We start from the raw sequence: 16,838 nt of genomic DNA on the forward strand, positions 1-16,838 counted from the left end.
TAGAAAGGCAAGGCACGAGTTGCATTGATCCGGATCAACCCCAACCGGCCTTCCGAGGCTATAGTTCGCGCATGTTTGATTGGTCGGCATTTCTCTCTGCTTGCAGCGCCATTGTGCATGGCGATGCCGCTCCGGGCGTTTTCTCCTACGGCCTGCCGTTCGGGCTGCTGATGCTTGGGCTCATCGGCGGCTTCACGCATTGCGTCGGCATGTGCGGCCCCTTCGTGCTGGCCCAGGTCGGCAGCCGGTTGGCCGCCACTGATCTGGCCGTCACAACCCGTCTGACCCGATTGCAGGGTGTGGCGCTGCTGCCTTATCACCTGGGGCGGGGCAGCACCTATGCATTGCTGGGCGGCCTTGCCGGCGGACTGAGCGGCGGTCTGCAGGGGGTATCCAGCTTCAGCCGGCTGCCTGGTTTTGCGCTGTCGTTGATGGCGTTGCTGTTCCTGGCGATGGCGGTTTTTCAATGGACGCCGCGGCTGGCCTTTGCCGGGGGTGGCGGGTTGTCCGCCGGGTGGCAGAGGCTGTTCTCCCCCCTGTTCAGCCGGCCGGTTGGCCTGACCGGCTACGTTCTTGGGCTGGGCCTGGGGTTCCTGCCCTGCGGCCTGATCTACACCGCCCTGCTGATGGCTGGAGCCAGTGGCGACTGGCGGCTGGGTGCGGCCGGGATGGCGGCCTTTGCGGTCGGTACCGTGCCGGCACTGCTTGTGGTTGGCATGCTCGGTGCCGCAGCCGGCCAGAAGCTGCGCCGGCACCTGCGGCTGTGGCTGGTGCCGGTGCTGCTGTTCAATGCATTGCTGGCCGGACTGATGGCCTGGCGCTGGTTCGCCGGCTAGACCACCAGATCCCGGTAGGCGTGCCAGGTGGCATGCGCCACGAGCGGGAACAACAGCCCGAGTCCGACGAAGAAAGTAGCCAGGCCAACCGCAGTGAATAACACGATCAAGCCAGCCCACAGGGCCATGGCCTTGGGGTTGCGCAGCACTGCACGGACGCTAACCGCCATCGCGCTGATGACGTCGATGTCGCGATCCAACAGCATCGGCAGTGAAACCACAGATACAGAAAACACGATGGTAGCGAAGACGCCGCCAATCAGCGTGCCGATTACCAGAAACGGCAGATTTTCTGCCTCGATCAGGTAGAACGGCACGGCATCGAGCGGCGGCGTTCCGCTATGGAAATACATCGCAAACCAGAGCAGCGCGACGCGAGTCCAGGCGAAATGCAGCAACAGCAGAACGATGCTGAAACTGGCGATCTGCAGCGGCCGGCGCCAGCTCAATAACGCCGTCATCAGGCTGGCCGGTTCGCCCTGCTGCAGGCGACGGCTGGTATCGTAAAGTCCGATGGCAATCAGCGGAGCGATCAGGAAAAAGCCGCCGGTCATTGGCAGGACCAGATAGCCCAGATCGGCCTCCCACAGACCGAACACCAACAGGTAGCTGATGACGACCAGGCCGGCGCCGTAGGCTAGGCTGACCTGAGGCGAGCGGGTCATGTCGCGCCAGCCCAGGATCAGCCAATACCAGGGGCGGTCGTGCGGCACCTGTCGGACCAGGCCGGGAGGGTTTACGGGCATCGGTTCGCTAGCACTGATCATCGGCTTCCTCCTGGAGGCTTATTGTTTGTTTGCCTCCTGCGTCACTGCGTCGCAGTATAGCCTTGATTTTGCTCGGAGGGGAGGGGGTCTGATTGACATGAGTCAATGCTGGTTTAATCAGCCTGCCCGAGTATCCCGACACTGGCGGGGGGACCCCGAATCGCCAGCCGTGAATGTGAGGAATCCATGACAGCTATAGCTGCAGCCCAGCCGGGCGCCACCTTCGCCGCAGGAGCGCGCTCCGAGGCCTATGTTGAAGATGCCGTCCGGGCCTTTGTGATCGCGACGGTCTTCTGGGGCGTCGCGGCCTTTGCCGCCGGCGTCTTCATCGCTCTTCAGTTGGCCTATCCAGTGCTCAACCTGGGGCTGGAATGGACCACTTTCGGCCGGCTGCGGCCGCTACACACCTCGGCGGCAATCTTCGCCTTCGGCGGCAACGCGCTGCTGGGCACCTCGCTGTATATCGTCCAGCGCACCTGCCGCGCCCGCCTGTTCGGCGGCCCCGCCGTGGCCTGGTTCCTGTTTTTCGGCTACCAGCTTTTCATCGTGCTGGCGGCGCTGGGTTACATTTTCGGAATTACCCAGAGTAAGGAATACGCCGAGCCGGAATGGTTCGTCGATCTCTGGCTCACCCTGGTCTGGGTGGTTTATCTCGTGGCCTTCGTTGGCACGCTGATGAAGCGCGAGGAGCCGCATATCTATGTGGCGAACTGGTTCTTCGTCGCCTTCATCGTCACCATCGCGATGCTGCATATCGTCAACAACCTGGCGATCCCGGTGTCGTTCTTTGGCGCCAAGAGCTATGCGCTGTTCTCGGGCGTGCAGGATGCGCTGACCCAGTGGTGGTACGGTCATAACGCGGTGGGTTTCTTCCTGACGGCCGGCTTCCTGGCGATGATGTACTATTTCATCCCCAAGCAGGCGAATCGCCCGGTTTATTCCTACCGCCTGTCGATCGTTCACTTCTGGTCGCTGATCTTCCTCTACATCTGGGCCGGTCCGCACCATCTGCATTATACCGCGCTGCCTGACTGGGCCTCGACGCTCGGCATGGTCTTCTCGGTGATGCTGTGGATGCCGTCGTGGGGCGGCATGATCAACGGCCTGATGACCCTGTCGGGGGCCTGGGACAAGCTGCGCACCGATCCGGCGCTCCGCTTCTCGGTGACGGCTGTGGCCTTCTACGGCATGTCGACCTTCGAAGGTCCGGTCATGTCGATCCGGCAGGTGAACGGCCTGAGCCACTACACCGACTGGACCATCGGCCACGTGCATTCGGGCGCTTTGGGCTGGAATGCCTTCATCACCTTCGGCGCGCTGTACTACCTCGTGCCGGTGCTGTGGAAACGGGCTGGCCTGTATTCGATCCGCCTGGTGTCCTACCACTTCTGGATCGCCACCATCGGTATCCTGCTCTACATCAGCGCGATGTGGGTTTCGGGCATCATGCAGGGCCTGATGTGGCGCGCCTACGACAATCTCGGCTTCCTGCAGTATTCCTTCGTCGAGACCGTCCAGGCGATGCACCCCTTCTATGTGATCCGCGCTACCGGCGGTCTGCTGTTCCTGACCGGCGCCCTGATCATGGTCTACAACCTGTGGCGCACGGCGCGCGGCGATGTCCGCAACGAAACGCCGATCGTCCGCGCCCCCGCCCAGTCGGCGGCGGCAGAGTAAGGAGAGCCGGACATGGCCTATCGTCACGAAGTTGTCGAGAAAAACTCGATCCTGCTGCTCGTGCTCACCTTGATCACGGTCGCCATTGGTGGCCTGGTCGAGATCGTGCCGCTCTTCACCATCGAAACCACCATCGAGCGGGTTCAGGGCATGCGTCCCTATTCGCCGCTCGAGCTGGCGGGTCGTAACATCTATATCCGCGAAGGCTGCTATGTCTGTCATAGCCAGCAGATCCGCCCGCTGCGCGATGAGGTCGAGCGTTACGGCCATTACAGCCTGGCGGCGGAAAGCATGTACGACCATCCGTTCCAGTGGGGCTCCAAGCGTACCGGCCCGGACCTGGCTCGCGTGGGTGGCAAGTACTCCAACGAATGGCATGTCGAGCATCTGAAGGATCCGCGCGCCGTCGTCTCGGAATCGATCATGCCTCCATACGCCTTCCTGGCAGAACGCCCGCTGCAATATGCCGACATCGCCGATCACCTGAAGGCACTTCGTGTCACTGGCGTGCCATACAGCGACGAGATGATTCAGAACGCCAAGGCGGATCTCGAGGCGCAGACCACGCCCGATGCCGATACCGACGCGGTAGTCGGCCGGTATCCCAAGGCGCGGTTGGGTGATTTTGACGGCAATGCCGGCAAGATCACCGAGATGGATGCCCTGATTGCCTATCTGCAGATGCTCGGCACCCTTGTCGAATTCGACAAGGTGCAGCCCGGCAGCCTCCGCCAGTAAGGAGGTTGCCATGTTGCAGGCTATCTATCCGCATCTGAAATCGTTGTGGACGCTTTGGTTCTTCCTGCTGTTCGCCTCCATCATCGTCTGGGTGATGTGGCCGTCCAAACGCAAGGACTGGGAAACGCGCGGACAGATTCCGCTGCGCGACGGCGCTCCGCATAACGGCATCGAGAAGGAGTGATCTGATGCCCACCAAGATCGAAAAAGACTCTGTCACCGGCACCGAAACCACGGGCCATGAGTGGGACGGCATCAAGGAGCTGAATTCTCCTCTGCCGAAATGGTGGCTGTATGTGTTCTACGCCACCGTCCTGTTCTCGGTGGTGTGGATGGTGCTCTATCCCTCGGTGCCTTACATGCGCAGCCATTTCGGCGGCATCCTTGGCTATACCCAGCGCGAGGATGTTTCCAAGCGGCTGCAGGAAGCCAGCACGGCGCAGGCTCAGTATCGCGACCAGATCGCCAAGCTGGACATCTCGGCCGTGAAGGCCGATGCCGATCTGAACCGCTTTGCCCTGGCCGGTGGCCGCGTGCTGTTTGCCGAGAATTGCGCGCCCTGCCACCAGTCTGGCGGTACCGGCGCCAAGGGCTATCCCAGCCTGGCCGACGACGACTGGCTGTGGGGTGGTAAGCTGGAAGATATCCAGCAGACCCTGCAGCATGGTATCCGCTCGACCAATGACGATGAGACCCGCGTGTCGCAGATGCCGCGCTTCCTGGCCGATGGTCTGTTGACCATGCCGCAGATCCAGGCGGTGGCCCAGCATGTGCTTTCGCTGTCGGATCTCGACAAGCCGAATGCCGAAGGTGCCAAACTGTTTGCCGAGCAGTGCGCTTCCTGCCATGGCGAGCGGGGTAAGGGCATGCGCGAAGTCGGCGCCCCCAACCTGACCGACAAGATCTGGCTGTATGGCGGCGACAAGACGGCTGTGGTGCAGTCGATTGCCTATGCTCGCGCCGGTGTAATGCCGGCTTGGGCCGGGCGTCTGGACGAAGCCACGATCAAGATGCTGGCGCTCTATGTCCATGCCCTGGGCGGCGGTGAGTAAGACATAAATCGGGATATAAGATGGCGGGCGCAGCGGCAGATTGCCGCTGCGCCCAAACGCCACAGACCAAGTCAGTACACAGCGCATTAAATTCCGGGAAAAGAGGATCGGGGAGGGTCCGGGATTTTAAGACCAGCAGCGCATGAGGGTGCGAGTGACCGATATGAACCAGATGGCCCCTGAGACTAAGAATCGCGCCGATGCGATGCTGGGGCTGCTTGCCCCCTCGCTTTATTCCGACCACGTCAAGGTCTACCCCCGAGCCGTTACCGGTTATTTCCGCAATATCAAATGGGCGATCCTAGTCGCCTGTCTCGCGGTTTACTACATCGCGCCCTGGATCCGCTGGGATCGCGGCCCCAATGCCCCGAACCAGGCGTTGCTGCTCGATATGGAAGGCCGCCGCGGCTATTTCTTCTGGATCGAAATCTGGCCGCAGGAAGTCTACTACCTGACGGGCCTGCTGATCCTGGGCGCCGTTGCCCTGTTCCTGGCCACGGCTTTGTTTGGTCGCGTATGGTGCGGTTATACCTGTCCCCAGACGGTGTGGACAGACCTGTTCATGCTGGTCGAGCGCTGGATCGAAGGCGATCGCAATGCCCGCATGAAGTTGGACCAGCAGCCGTTCAGCTTCAACAAGGCTTGGCGCAAGACCGCCAAACATGCGGTATGGCTGCTGATTGCGGCGGCCACCGGCGGCGCCTGGATCATGTATTTCCAGGATGCCCCGACGGTGACGCGCGAGATATTCACTGGCGAAGCCGGCAGCGGCACATATTTCTTCTTCGGCCTGTTCACCGGCACCACCTATCTGCTGGCTGGCTGGGCTCGCGAGCAGGTCTGCACTTATATGTGCCCCTGGCCGCGTTTCCAGGCCGCGATGCAGGATGAACACACCCTGGCGGTGACCTATCAGGGCTGGCGCGGCGAAACACGCGGCAAGCACAAGGCCGGTGAAAGCTGGGAAGGGCGCGGCGATTGTGTCGACTGCCGCGCCTGTGTGAATGTTTGCCCAACTGGCATCGATATCCGTGATGGCATGCAGCTGGAATGCATCGGCTGTGGGCTGTGCATCGATGCCTGCGACGAGATCATGGCAAAAGTCGATCGTCCGCAGCGGCTGATCGATTTCGTGTCGATCGCCAATCTCGAACGCCGTGCCAACAAACAGCCCGCCATACTCAAGCTGTTGCGCACTCGGACCGCGATCTATGCCGCTATGCTGGTGCTGGTGGCTGCTATCATGGCCGGCACGCTGCTCACGCGTTCGAGCTGGGAAATGAACGTGTTGCACGATCGCGCGCCGCTCTATGTCACCCTGTCGGATGGCTCGCTGCGTAACGGCTATACCATCAAGCTGCTCAACAAGACGCGCGACGAGCGCAAGCTTTACCTGACCATTGAGGGCATTCCGCAGGCTGCCATGTTCCTGGCTGGTGAAGGCGACGAGCCGACGACCCGGCTGCCCTTGGTGGTGCCGCCCGACAACGTGGGGGATTATCGTGTTTTCGTGAAGGCACCCCGCCCGATGATCAAGGAAAGTTCGACTACCCTGCGTTTCAATGTCGTCGACGAGCAGGGCCGGCGGCTGACCGGCTACAAATCCACCTTTAACGCGCCGAATTGATGCTTTCAGGCGGTACGGAGTCGCTATAATGGCTATCGCCATGGCACAGAAACCATCTTCACCGCGCGGGCGTTGGATCCCCTGGCTGTTTGTCGGCGGCTTTGCCGTCGTCATTGCCGTGAACACCACGCTGATCGTTTATGCCACCGATACGTTCAGCGGTCTGGTGGTGGAGCATCCCTACAAGAAGGGGCTCGCTTATAACCAGACCAAGGCCCAGATCGATGCCCAGGCCCGGCTGGGTTGGCAATATGATGTTTCGACCCTGCCATCGGGCGATGCGGTGACGATCGAGGTCCGCTGGATGGATGCCGGTAAGGCGCCGCTGGATGGTCTTGCGCTCGAAGGCGAATTGCAGCGCCCGGTGGAGAACCTGCCGCCGCTGCGCGTCGATTTCGAGGCTGTCGGCGCAGGCCGCTACCGCAGCCAGGTGCGACTACCCAAGCAGGGTGCCTGGGATCTGCATTTCTCAGCCCGACGCGGCAGCCAGGAATTCTCGGGCGCCGAGCGGCTGATGATCCGCTGAACCGGCCATGGCGCTGGTGGCATTGTCTTCCGATACGACCCGGCCGCAGGCAGATGTTGCCGCGGCGTGCGCCCATTGCGGTGCGCCGGTTGTGGGCAAGGTCGATGATGGCAAGCCGGCTTTCTGTTGCAGCGGCTGCGCCGGTGCCAATGCCCTGATCAAGGGGCTGGGACTGGAACGCTATTACAGCCTGCGCGATGCATCCGCGCCGACACCGGCCGATACCGATACCGCAGATTGGCGCGAATTCGTTCAACCCGGAAAGGATGGCGCCTGCCAGGTGGAATTTCTGGTCGAGGGCATGCATTGCGCCGCCTGTTTGTGGCTGATCGAGCAGGCTCTGCGGGCCCAGCCGGGGGTACAGCAGGCAAGGCTTTCAGCCTCTACCCGCCGCCTGACCCTGAGCTGGAAAGGTGCTGCGGGCCGGGTCAATGATCTGGCTGGTATTGTTTCCCGCCTGGGCTATCGCTGTCTGGCGCTCACCGCCGATGCGGCCGAGAAGATCGGCAATGCGGAGGAGCGCGATCTGCTGCGGGCCATGGCTGTGGCCGGGTTTGCCGCCGCCAATATCATGCTTCTGTCGGTGTCGGTCTGGTCGGGCCATGTCGGTGAAATGGGTTTTGCCACACGAGACCTCTTCCATGCTATTTCGGCGCTGATCGCCATCCCCGCCATTGCCTATGCCGGCCGGCCCTTCTATCGCTCGGCCTTCGCCGTTTTGCGCCAGGGCCGCACCAATATGGATGTGCCGATCACCATCGGCGTCACTTTGGCGGTGGCGGTCAGCCTGGCCGAGATGTTGCGCTCGGGCCCGCATGCTTATTTCGATGCTGCCGTCACGCTGCTCTTCTTCCTGCTGGTTGGCCGCTATCTCGATTTGCGGGCGCGTGGTTTTGCCCGGCGCACGGCACAAAGACTGGTGGCTTGGACCGCCAAGCCGGTCTCGGTTCTGACCGAAACCGGCATCATGCAGCGCCCGGCCCATCTGGTGGCAGTGGGTGATTGCGTGCTGGTCGCCGCCGGTGAGCGTGTGCCGGTGGATGGCACGGTGATCGAGGGCCATTCGGCGCTGGATGCCAGCCTGATCAACGGCGAGACGCTGCCGCAGCCGGTCGAATCCGGCGCCAACGTCTTCGCCGGTGCGATCAACCTGGAAGCACCGTTGACCCTGCGCGTGACGGCTGTTGGCAGCGCGACATTGCTGGGCGAGATCGCCCGTCTGATGGAAGCGGCCGAACAGGGGCGGGATCGCTACGTGCGTCTGGCCGAGCGTGTCGCCCGCTGGTATGCACCAGTGGTGCATGTCACGGCCCTGCTCAGTTTCGTGGGATGGATTTTCATCGGCGATGCCGATTGGCGTAGTGCCATGCTGATCGCGGCCGCCGTGCTGATCATCACCTGCCCATGCGCGCTCGCCCTGGCCGTGCCGGTGGTGCAGGTGGTGGCCAGCAGCCGGTTGATGCGCCGCGGGATCCTGCTCAAATCCGCGACGGCGCTGGAACGGGCTGCTCCCATTGACACCATCGTGTTCGACAAAACCGGCACGTTGACGCTCGGTCAGCCGCGCTTGCTGGCAGACGATGCCGGGGATGCCGGCAGCCTTCGTCTGGCTGCCGCGCTGGCAGCCCGCAGCCGACATCCGCTATGCAAATCGCTGCTGGCGGCTTGCGACGATGTTGCGCCGGCTGATGGTGTCGAGGAACTGCCGGGCCAGGGTTTGCGGCTGGCAGTGCCGGATGGAGAAATTCGTCTTGGTCATGCCCGCTTTGCCGGCGTTGATACCCAACCGGCCGATGGCTATTCGGAATTGTGGCTGACCCGGCCCGGCCATGCGGCGCGCCGTTTCCGTTTCGCGGACACGCTGCGCAGCGATGCGGCTGCGGTGGTTGACGGGCTTCGCCGCGCCGGCTTCCGTCTGGCGATACTGTCTGGCGATCATGCCATGGCGGTATCTGCTGTCGCGGCTCGGCTCGGCATAACTGACTGGCAGGCCGGCATCGATCCGCGCGGCAAGGCGTCGGCCATCGCGGCCCTCAAGCAACAGGGCCGTCATGTGCTGATGGTGGGCGATGGATTGAACGATGCGGTGGCGCTGGCCCAGGCCGATGCTTCGCTGTCGCCATCATCTGGTCTCGATATCGCGCAGAATGCCGCCGACGCCGTCTTTCAGGGCGAGAAACTCGCGGCGGTGCCGGAATTTCTGGCGGTTGCCCGGCGCAGCCGCAGCCTGGCGCAGCAGAATCTGGCGCTGGCGCTGGTCTACAACCTGTTTGCCGTGCCGCTGGCGATCGCCGGCATGGTCACGCCATTGATCGCCGCCATTGCCATGTCGAGTTCGTCGATCCTGGTGGTGGGCAATGCGTTGCGGCTCGACCTCGGCCGGCGCAAGGAGGCTTCATGACGATCCTGCTGTTTCTGATTCCAGCGGCGCTGGGGCTAGGTCTGCTTGGTATGTTCGGGTTTCTCTGGGCATTGAAAGCCGGCCAGATGGATGATCTTGAAGGCGCCGGTCGGCGTGTGTTGTTCGATGATGCTGACGCTGAATTGCGTGAAAGGAGCAAGTGATGAATGCGAATGTGATGACCGTTATGGGCTATTGGGTGATCGCCGCGCTGGTGACGGTGCTGGGCCTGCTTGGCATTGTGCTGGCTGCCGGCGCGCGGGATGGCGGCATGCAGGCTTTTGGCCTGGCGCTGGCCGCGTTCGCCGTATTCTATGACTTCTGGGCGATCAATCGCAGCCACGACGAAGACGAAGCCTAAGTCCGATCCTTGGGCGCGCTGCCGCGCTTTTGACCATTCCATGGCGCCGTCTGAAGATAGCGCCATGGATTTCCGGCCTGATCCGGCTGGCATCATTGCTGCATATCCTGAACCGATCCGCTGTTGCGACGGCTATCCTGCTCAGGACTATGCGTCATGCTTCTCTATACCCCTCCCTCCGCTGCCAAGTCGTTGCCCGTCATCGACATCTCCGGGATTAACAGCGGCGATGCCGTGGCGGTTGATGCCATTGCCTGGGATATTCACAAAGCTTGCCGGGACATCGGCTTCTTCTATGTTTCGGGGCACGGTATTCCCAGGGAGATGGTCGATGTCCAGTTTGACTGGGCGCGCCGCTTCTTCGCGTTGCCGGCAGAGGCCAAGGCCGACTTGAGCATGAAGCGCTCACGCAGTCTGGTCGGTTATGAGCCGCTGGCCGGGCAGGTGCTGGATGCCGGTTCCCCGCCGGACCTGAAGGAAGGCTATTACTATACGGCCGATCTGCCGGACGATGATCCCTATGTGGTTGCCGGCATCCGCGGCTATGGCGGCAATCTCTGGCCTGGCGAATTCCCCGGCTTCTCAGGCGCGGCTTTCAGGCGGCAGATGCTGGCCTATTTTGATGCCATGCAGGCATTGGGCGACCGTTTGCTTATGTTGCTGGCGCGCTCGCTGGATTTACCGGCGACATATTTCGTCCCCATGTTTCGGCGGCCCAATGCCGTGATGCGGCTGCTGCATTATCCGCCGCATCCGGAGCAGGCGCGATTCAATCAGCTTGGCGCCGGTGCTCACACGGATTGGGGCGGCATTACTCTGTTGCTGCAGGATGATGCCGGCGGCCTGGAGGTGCAGAATGCCGACGGAGAATGGATCGCCGCGCCGCCACTGCCGGGAACGTTCATTATCAATCTGGGCGACATGATTCAGCGCTGGACCAACGATCTGTATCGTTCGAACATGCATCGCGTGCTGAATCGGCATAAGGAGAGCAGGGACCGCTATTCCATCCCGTTCTTCTATACGCCCGATCATTACGCCCGGATCGAATGCCTGCCGGGATGCAGCGGACCGGAACGGCCGGCGCGCCATCCGCCCTGCCAGGCGGGTGAACACATGATGGAAATGTTCAATCGTACCTATGGCCGCAAGGCCGGGTGATCGTCATGGCGAAAGCGCGGCTTGCTTATGTGAACCTGTTTGCCCGGGATATTGCCGCGCAGTCGGCTTTCTATTCCAGGCTATTTGGCTTTGCCGAGATCGAAGCGCACCGATCACCGATTTATCGATGCCTTGATGCCAATGGCGCGGAGCTGGGTTTCAATGCCCCGGAAGCCTATGGCCTGCTGGCGCTGGATGCGCGACGACCGCAGGGAGAGGGTCCCGTTCCGCTGGGCGCGTATTTCACCATCGAGGTAGACAGCGCCGATGCCGTGGATCGCATTGCCGCGGAATGCCGGCAATTGGGCGGTGCCGTTCTGAAGGAGCCTTACCTCACGTATTACAATGCCCGGCAGGCTGTGCTCGCCGATCCGGAAGGCAATGTCTTCCGGGTCAATCATCGTATCAGTCATCGTACTGCGTATGACGACCTGCCACCGGAGAGCCGGCCGGTTTAGGTTGAGCCAAAGAAAAGCCCCGCAACGGCATGGCCGGCGGGGCGAGGGGCGCTGGTGGGGGAAGACAGGGATTCTCAGCAGACCTCATTGCTGAACAACGATACGGCCTGGCGTGCACCATAATTGGTGGTCAAAGCGGTCATCGCGCCGGTGCGGCCATAGCCGGTGCCAAGCTGGCTCTGCTTGGTGGCGCCACGGATCACGGCATCCAGCAGCATCTTGTTGGCATCGCGAGCCGTGCGCACGACAATTTCATTGCGCTTGCCGACATCCTGCATCTCACCGAGCAGGCGCTTGAGCTTCTCGCGTTCGGCTTCCGGGGCGTCATGCAGGGCGTCGGGATGCTGTTTCAGCACTTTCTGCTTGTCGCGCAACAGGCCGGCGATAATGCGCTTCTGTTCTGTGGTCCGGGGCAGGTTGTCGTAATCATGGCGCTCCAGCATCGCAGTTTCCTGCTGCATGATGTCTTTGAGCTGGATCACGAGGTCGCTGAGTTCAGGCAGGGTAGGGGGCACGGCGCCCGTGCCGCAATTGTCGGCCGGGCGTGGTTCGGCGTCGACGGCCCTGCGCTGGGCTGCGCGCGGGTTCAATGCCTGAGTGCGGTTGCCGGAATTCGGCTGGCGGTTGTTCATGATTGCGCCTCCTGCATTTTCAGCATCTGGTCATAAACCATGTCGGCGATGCCGATGCCGCGGCCTTTCGCCATTTCGCGGCCGTACTGATCATTCAGAAACGAGCGCCAGGTTGCCTCGGCCTGGCCGCCGCCCATCGGACCGTCGGTCTTGAGGTCCTTCGACATGAACTCGAAGAACTGGGTCAGGAAAAAAGCCTCGAAATCCTCGGCTGCCTTGCGGGCGTTGCCGTTCTTGCGCGGGCCAGCCTCGGAAGACAGGCGCTCGCTGCGCGCCTGGTCGATGGCGTAGGAGTGGATGGCAGGTGATGCAACGAGGGTCGACATCACATCACCTGGATTTCGGCCTGCAGGGCGCCGGCTGCCTTGATCGCCTGCAGGATCGTGATCATGTCGCGCGGACCGACACCAAGGGCATTGAGACCATCGACCAGTTCCTGCAGCGACACGCCACGCTTGAGGATCCCGAGGCGGCGATCGGCCTGTTCGTCGATCTGGATATCGGTGCGCGGCACCACCACAGTCTGCGCGCCGCCGCCAATCTGGCCGGCCACGGTCGGCGTACCGGTGCCGGGCACTGCCTGGGTGATGGTGTCGAAGACGAAGTTGCCAGAGGCGTCCTTCACAGGCTGGCCATCCGGGCCAATACGCGGAACCTGCACGGTGCCGGTTGTTGCCGAGGTGCCGGCGATACCGGCCACGCCCACAGGGCCCGGCGCGAAGGGGTTCGGCTGCGAGACCTGCGGGGTCTCGGTGATACGGACGGTGAGAGAGCCCTGCGCGATGGCTACAGTATCGATGCGCACGTTCGGGCCCATCACAATAGTTCCCGAGCGTTCATCGATGATCACGCGCGCCATCTGGTCGGTTTCAACCTGCAACTGCTCGACCTCGGTCATGAAGCCGATGATGTCGCGGCGGAAACGCTCGGGGATATCGATATGCACTGTGCTGGGATCCAGCGCGCGTGCGGTCGGCACGCCGGCCAGGGTGGAAACGGCCTGACTGATGCGACGCGCAGTGGTGAGATCCGGATTCTTCAGGGCCAGCCGCAGCACGGGCAGCGAAGCCAGTTCAAAACCGACCTCGCGTTCGACAATGGCGCCATTGGCGATACGGCCGGATGTCGGCACACCGCGGGTGACCTGGGCCGCCGCGCCCTGAGCCTTGAAACCGCTGATCGCAATCGCGCCTTGGGCCACACCATAAACTTCGCCATCCGCACCGAGCAGCGGGGTCACCAGCAGCGTGCCGCCCTGCAGGCTTTTGGCATCGCCCATGGTGGAAACATTCACATCGATGCGGCTGCCATGGCGGGCGAAGGGCGGCAGCGAGGCCGTGACCATCACGGCGGCAAGATTCTGGGTGCGGAAGGTACCGGCATCGCGGATGTTGACGCCGAAGCGTTCCAGCATCGCCTGCAGGCTCTGGCGGGTGAAGGGGGCGTTGGTCAGGCTGTCGCCGGTACCGTCAAGACCGACCACCAAGCCATAACCGACCAGCATGTTGTCGCGGATGCCTTCGAAGTCGGCGATATCCTTGATGCGGGAACCGGCCTGGGCCGAGCCGCCGGCCAGGGCAGCCAGCAGGAGGCCGCAGGTCAGGGCCGTCTGGGCCAGGCGGCGCAGCAGGGTCTGGGACCAATGACGGGCGAAGCTGGACATTTCGCATCTTCCTTCACACTCGCGGCCATCAAAGCCGCTTCTCGCCATGAAGTATGCGAAGCTCGTGCCAATGGTTAATGTGTTGAAAATAAAGGAGTTTGACTCGTTTTGCCGGGTTGACGCGGCAAAAAATGCCGGCTTTACCCGGTCAGTCTTATCGGGCACCATGCAGCGCGTAACGGATCACAAATTCCATGAGCATCGATAAAGTTAAAGGTCCAGGCGGCATTGCCCCGGGGGCCCCGAAACGCACGGCTGGCAGCGGTAGCGCCGGCGGTGCCAATTTCGCCAGTCTTTTGAAGGGCGCCGAAAAGCCGGCAGGCCAGGTCTCCCAGGCTGCCCCCATGGCCGCGCTGGATGCCATGCTGACGATTCAGGCCGTCGACGAACAGGGCGGCGGCAGGCAAAACCGGCAGCGGGCGTTCCGCCGGGGCTCCACATTGCTGGAAAAGCTGGACGAGATCCGTCACGGCCTGCTGGAAGGGCGGATGCCGGCAGCCCAGTTGCAGGCCCTGGCCCTGGCCCTGCGGAACGAGAAAATGGCCATCGAGGATCCGCGTCTGGCCGATGTGGTGGCCGAGATTGAGCTCCGCTGCGAGGTCGAATTGGCCAAGCTGGGGCTGTGAACCGGCCGGCCGGGTAATCGACTTTTCACGATTTTTTCAAAAAATTAAAGGCTTCCAATAGGTTATCTGGCCTTGCTCCAGACGGGGGCGATTCATATACTCCCGCGCGCCGCGGCCGGGGGTCCCGGAGTCGCCGCGGCGCCTGGAGGGTCTCTTACATGGGTATCCAATTGAAGGCGAATTATCGGCCGACCGAGAGTGAGTCCTTCATGAATCCGCGCATGAAGGAATACTTCCGCCGCAAACTGCTGGCATGGAAGGAAGAAATTCTGCGGGAATCAAATCAAACCCTGCAGCATCTGCAGGAAGACACGACCCAGGAACCGGATATTGCCGATCGGGCCTCGACCGAGACGGACCGTGCCCTGGAACTGCGTACCCGCGACCGTCAACGCAAGTTGATCTCCAAGATCGATGCGGCGCTGAAGCGGATCGAGGATGGGTCATACGGCTATTGCGAGGAAACCGGGGAGCCGATCTCGCTCAAGCGCCTCGAAGCCCGCCCGATCGCCACGCTGTCGATCGAAGCCCAGGAACGCCACGAGCGCCGGGAGCGTACCCATCGCGACGACATGTAGATGATCGTTGCCTCTTGAATGACGAAAAGGCCGGTCTTCTGACCGGCCTTTTGCGTTTTCACACCCCTGGCGTTTTGCCGCGGACCACTTCCTGCGATCCTGACGCACGTTCTGGCGCGCCCGCGTTGCGGGCGGGGTGGGGTACCTCCGTTTAGAACGGGGCGATAATGTCGAAGATCTGCTGACCCCAGCGACCCTGCTGTACGTCGGTCAGCTGGCCGCGGCCACCGTAGGAGATGCGGGCTTCGGCCATCTGGGTATGAACGATGGTATTCGTCGCCGTGATGTCTTCGGGCCGCACGATGCCCTTGATCAGCAGTTCGCGGATTTCGTTGTTCACGCGGATTTCCTGACGGCCCTGCACGACCATGTTGCCATTCGGCAGGATCTGGGTGACCAGTGCCGCGACGCTGAGCGTGATCTGCTCCTGGCGGTTGATCTGGCCCTGGCCCTGAACACCGGATGCCGAGTTCATGCCGACCAGGTTGCTCGCATCGGCGCCATTGAAGATACGTCCCAGTGCGCCGCCGGCGGCTTCGATGCCCAGGAAATTCGGCAGTCCGGCCGTTTCGCTGTTGTCACGCGACGTGGTGGTGTTGTTCTGCAGCTGGGCACGTTCCTGGATGTTGATGTTGACGGTCAGGATGTCGCCCACCTTTGTCGCGCGCGGATCCTTGAAGAACTGGCGCGCACCGGGTCGCCACAGCGAGTTGGCATGGCGCGGCGTCACTTCCGGAGCGGGCATCGGCAGGCTGACGGCACGGTAATCGCGCTGTTCGGCCGGATTGTCGATCTTGCTCAGCGGCGGTGCAGAGCCGACATCGGCCAGCCGGCTGATATTGCCGCATGCACCCAGGGAGATGGCAAGGCCGGCCACGGCAGCGGCGCGCAGCATGCCGGTGAGCGGGGCGGGAGTGAGGCGGAGCATGGCGATATTCCTTTTTGCTCGGCGTTCGTCAGTTGGTCACGAGGATGCTGGGAGCGGTGATGACCTGAACCTGATTCAGGCCGATCACGGTCGCCTGCACTGTTTTTTTGCTCTGGATATTCATCACCTGGATCACATCGCCCATGCTGCCGGCCTCCATGGCACGGCCGGTGGTGGTGATGGTCAGGCCCGGGCCCTGCGCCACCATGGTGACCATGCCGTTCTTGGTGATCACTTCCGGCTTGCCGATATCGGTGGTGCGCAGCGGGCGCCCGGCGGCCAGCGGGCGGCGCGGAGCCTGGCCGATCATGTCTTCGATCCGGTCGATGTAGCCGCCACCATAACGGCCGGCCGGCACCCTGATCCATTCAATGTCGGATTTGGTGATGGTCTCGCCGGCAGCGACGCGGTTTTTCAGCACGGGCAAGGATTCGACAGCCTGGGCGCGGCCGCTGAACCGCACCGCCTCGGTGCGACCAGGGGTGGTCAGCGACGCCATGAAGCGGCCGCTGCGCGAGTCGAAGGAAAAACTCTCGACCTGCAGCACGGCCTGGCCAGCCGCCGGCACCTCGATGATGTTGTCCATGCCATGGAAGTGGATATCCACCGGCTGGCCGCCGTTGCGCTGCTGCACCAGTTCGGCAATCCGGCGGGCCACTTCGCGCTCGCCGATGATCCGCCCGGCACCGCCACCCATCGAAGCGACCTGGGTTTGTGCCGCAACCGGCTGCATTCCAGCCATCGGCAGAGCGAGAGCGGCGGTGGCGAGACCGGCGAGAAGAAGAGTGCGAAGCGAGGCCATGGCGG

The 16,838-nt window shown here is 62.5% G+C and carries 20 protein-coding genes; 14 read left to right on the forward strand and 6 right to left on the reverse strand.

Annotated elements, in window-relative coordinates; genetic code table 11:
- The first annotated feature begins 71 nt into the window (after window positions 1-71).
- Window positions 72-836, forward strand: coding sequence for a sulfite exporter TauE/SafE family protein (locus ACE3OO_RS15460; protein WP_374304330.1), 765 nt, complete (start codon window positions 72-74; stop codon window positions 834-836).
- On the opposite strand, the gene ACE3OO_RS15465 is transcribed toward ACE3OO_RS15460, so the two are convergent.
- Window positions 833-1,603, reverse strand: coding sequence for a DUF2189 domain-containing protein (locus ACE3OO_RS15465; protein ID WP_374304331.1), 771 nt, complete (start codon window positions 1,601-1,603; stop codon window positions 833-835). The two genes, ACE3OO_RS15460 and ACE3OO_RS15465, sit on opposite strands and share 4 nt — an antisense overlap.
- Before the next feature lie 186 nt (window positions 1,604-1,789).
- Here ACE3OO_RS15465 and ccoN point away from each other — a divergent pair, with 186 nt between their 5' ends.
- From ccoN to ACE3OO_RS15520, 11 genes are all read left to right on the forward strand, one after another.
- Window positions 1,790-3,280, forward strand: a complete 1,491-nt coding sequence (gene ccoN / locus ACE3OO_RS15470; RefSeq protein ID WP_374304332.1) for a cytochrome-c oxidase, cbb3-type subunit I — start codon at window positions 1,790-1,792, stop codon at window positions 3,278-3,280.
- 12 nt (window positions 3,281-3,292) lie between these two features.
- The gene (ccoO, locus tag ACE3OO_RS15475) at window positions 3,293-4,018 is read left to right on the forward strand and encodes a cytochrome-c oxidase, cbb3-type subunit II (protein ID WP_374304333.1); all 726 of its coding nucleotides are present in this window, start codon (window positions 3,293-3,295) and stop codon (window positions 4,016-4,018) included.
- A gap of 10 nt (window positions 4,019-4,028) precedes the next feature.
- Window positions 4,029-4,202: a cbb3-type cytochrome oxidase subunit 3 gene (locus tag ACE3OO_RS15480; protein ID WP_374304334.1), complete on the forward strand. Its 174-nt coding sequence runs from the start codon at window positions 4,029-4,031 to the stop codon at window positions 4,200-4,202.
- A gap of 4 nt (window positions 4,203-4,206) precedes the next feature.
- Window positions 4,207-5,070, forward strand: coding sequence for a cytochrome-c oxidase, cbb3-type subunit III (gene ccoP / locus ACE3OO_RS15485; RefSeq protein ID WP_374304335.1), 864 nt, complete (start codon window positions 4,207-4,209; stop codon window positions 5,068-5,070).
- Between the two features lie 163 nt (window positions 5,071-5,233).
- Entirely contained in the window at window positions 5,234-6,697 is a 1,464-nt protein-coding gene (gene ccoG, locus ACE3OO_RS15490; protein ID WP_374304702.1) for a cytochrome c oxidase accessory protein CcoG, read from the forward strand.
- 40 nt (window positions 6,698-6,737) lie between these two features.
- Window positions 6,738-7,223 (forward strand): FixH family protein, encoded by a 486-nt coding sequence (locus ACE3OO_RS15495; protein WP_374304336.1) that lies wholly within the window; start codon window positions 6,738-6,740, stop codon window positions 7,221-7,223.
- A gap of 7 nt (window positions 7,224-7,230) precedes the next feature.
- Window positions 7,231-9,624 (forward strand): heavy metal translocating P-type ATPase metal-binding domain-containing protein, encoded by a 2,394-nt coding sequence (locus ACE3OO_RS15500; protein ID WP_374304337.1) that lies wholly within the window; start codon window positions 7,231-7,233, stop codon window positions 9,622-9,624.
- Window positions 9,621-9,788 carry a cbb3-type cytochrome oxidase assembly protein CcoS gene (gene ccoS / locus ACE3OO_RS15505; protein WP_300298678.1) on the forward strand — a complete coding sequence of 56 codons (168 nt, stop codon included), beginning with the start codon at window positions 9,621-9,623 and terminating at the stop codon, window positions 9,786-9,788. Before ACE3OO_RS15500 ends, ccoS begins: the two co-directional genes overlap by 4 nt.
- The gene (locus ACE3OO_RS15510) at window positions 9,788-9,985 is read left to right on the forward strand and encodes a hypothetical protein (RefSeq protein WP_374304338.1); all 198 of its coding nucleotides are present in this window, start codon (window positions 9,788-9,790) and stop codon (window positions 9,983-9,985) included. Before ccoS ends, ACE3OO_RS15510 begins: the two co-directional genes overlap by 1 nt.
- 156 nt (window positions 9,986-10,141) lie before the next feature.
- The gene (locus ACE3OO_RS15515) at window positions 10,142-11,146 is read left to right on the forward strand and encodes an isopenicillin N synthase family dioxygenase (RefSeq protein WP_374304339.1); all 1,005 of its coding nucleotides are present in this window, start codon (window positions 10,142-10,144) and stop codon (window positions 11,144-11,146) included.
- 5 nt (window positions 11,147-11,151) lie between these two features.
- Complete coding sequence (locus tag ACE3OO_RS15520; RefSeq protein ID WP_374304340.1) at window positions 11,152-11,604, forward strand: VOC family protein; 453 nt, start codon at window positions 11,152-11,154, stop codon at window positions 11,602-11,604.
- Between the two features lie 74 nt (window positions 11,605-11,678).
- On the opposite strand, the gene ACE3OO_RS15525 is transcribed toward ACE3OO_RS15520, so the two are convergent.
- Genes ACE3OO_RS15525 through ACE3OO_RS15535 form a run of 3 tightly spaced genes read right to left on the reverse strand, consistent with a single transcriptional unit; the run spans window position 11,679 to window position 13,899 of the window.
- Window positions 11,679-12,236 carry a hypothetical protein gene (locus ACE3OO_RS15525; RefSeq protein ID WP_374304341.1) on the reverse strand — a complete coding sequence of 186 codons (558 nt, stop codon included), beginning with the start codon at window positions 12,234-12,236 and terminating at the stop codon, window positions 11,679-11,681.
- Window positions 12,233-12,562, reverse strand: a complete 330-nt coding sequence (locus ACE3OO_RS15530; protein WP_374304342.1) for a rod-binding protein — start codon at window positions 12,560-12,562, stop codon at window positions 12,233-12,235. Before ACE3OO_RS15530 ends, ACE3OO_RS15525 begins: the two co-directional genes overlap by 4 nt.
- Window positions 12,562-13,899 carry a flagellar basal body P-ring protein FlgI gene (locus ACE3OO_RS15535; RefSeq protein ID WP_374304343.1) on the reverse strand — a complete coding sequence of 446 codons (1,338 nt, stop codon included), beginning with the start codon at window positions 13,897-13,899 and terminating at the stop codon, window positions 12,562-12,564. Before ACE3OO_RS15535 ends, ACE3OO_RS15530 begins: the two co-directional genes overlap by 1 nt.
- Before the next feature lie 194 nt (window positions 13,900-14,093).
- Between ACE3OO_RS15535 and ACE3OO_RS15540 the strand changes: the two genes are divergently transcribed.
- Both ACE3OO_RS15540 and dksA read left to right on the forward strand, forming a co-directional pair.
- A complete protein-coding gene (locus ACE3OO_RS15540; RefSeq protein ID WP_374304344.1) occupies window positions 14,094-14,525 on the forward strand; it encodes a flagellar assembly protein FliX in 432 nt (143 codons plus the stop codon).
- Window positions 14,526-14,683: 158 nt separating this feature from the next.
- The gene (gene dksA, locus ACE3OO_RS15545; RefSeq protein ID WP_300298701.1) at window positions 14,684-15,103 is read left to right on the forward strand and encodes an RNA polymerase-binding protein DksA; all 420 of its coding nucleotides are present in this window, start codon (window positions 14,684-14,686) and stop codon (window positions 15,101-15,103) included.
- 151 nt (window positions 15,104-15,254) lie between these two features.
- Here the strand turns inward: dksA and flgH are convergent, their stop codons facing one another.
- Complete coding sequence (gene flgH / locus ACE3OO_RS15550; RefSeq protein WP_374304345.1) at window positions 15,255-16,031, reverse strand: flagellar basal body L-ring protein FlgH; 777 nt, start codon at window positions 16,029-16,031, stop codon at window positions 15,255-15,257.
- A gap of 28 nt (window positions 16,032-16,059) precedes the next feature.
- A complete protein-coding gene (gene flgA, locus ACE3OO_RS15555; RefSeq protein WP_374304346.1) occupies window positions 16,060-16,833 on the reverse strand; it encodes a flagellar basal body P-ring formation chaperone FlgA in 774 nt (257 codons plus the stop codon).
- Window positions 16,834-16,838: the final 5 nt, after the last annotated feature.

Origin of the sequence: Ferrovibrio sp. (genome assembly GCF_041906005.1) — a bacterium.
GTDB lineage: Bacteria > Pseudomonadota > Alphaproteobacteria > Ferrovibrionales > Ferrovibrionaceae > Ferrovibrio.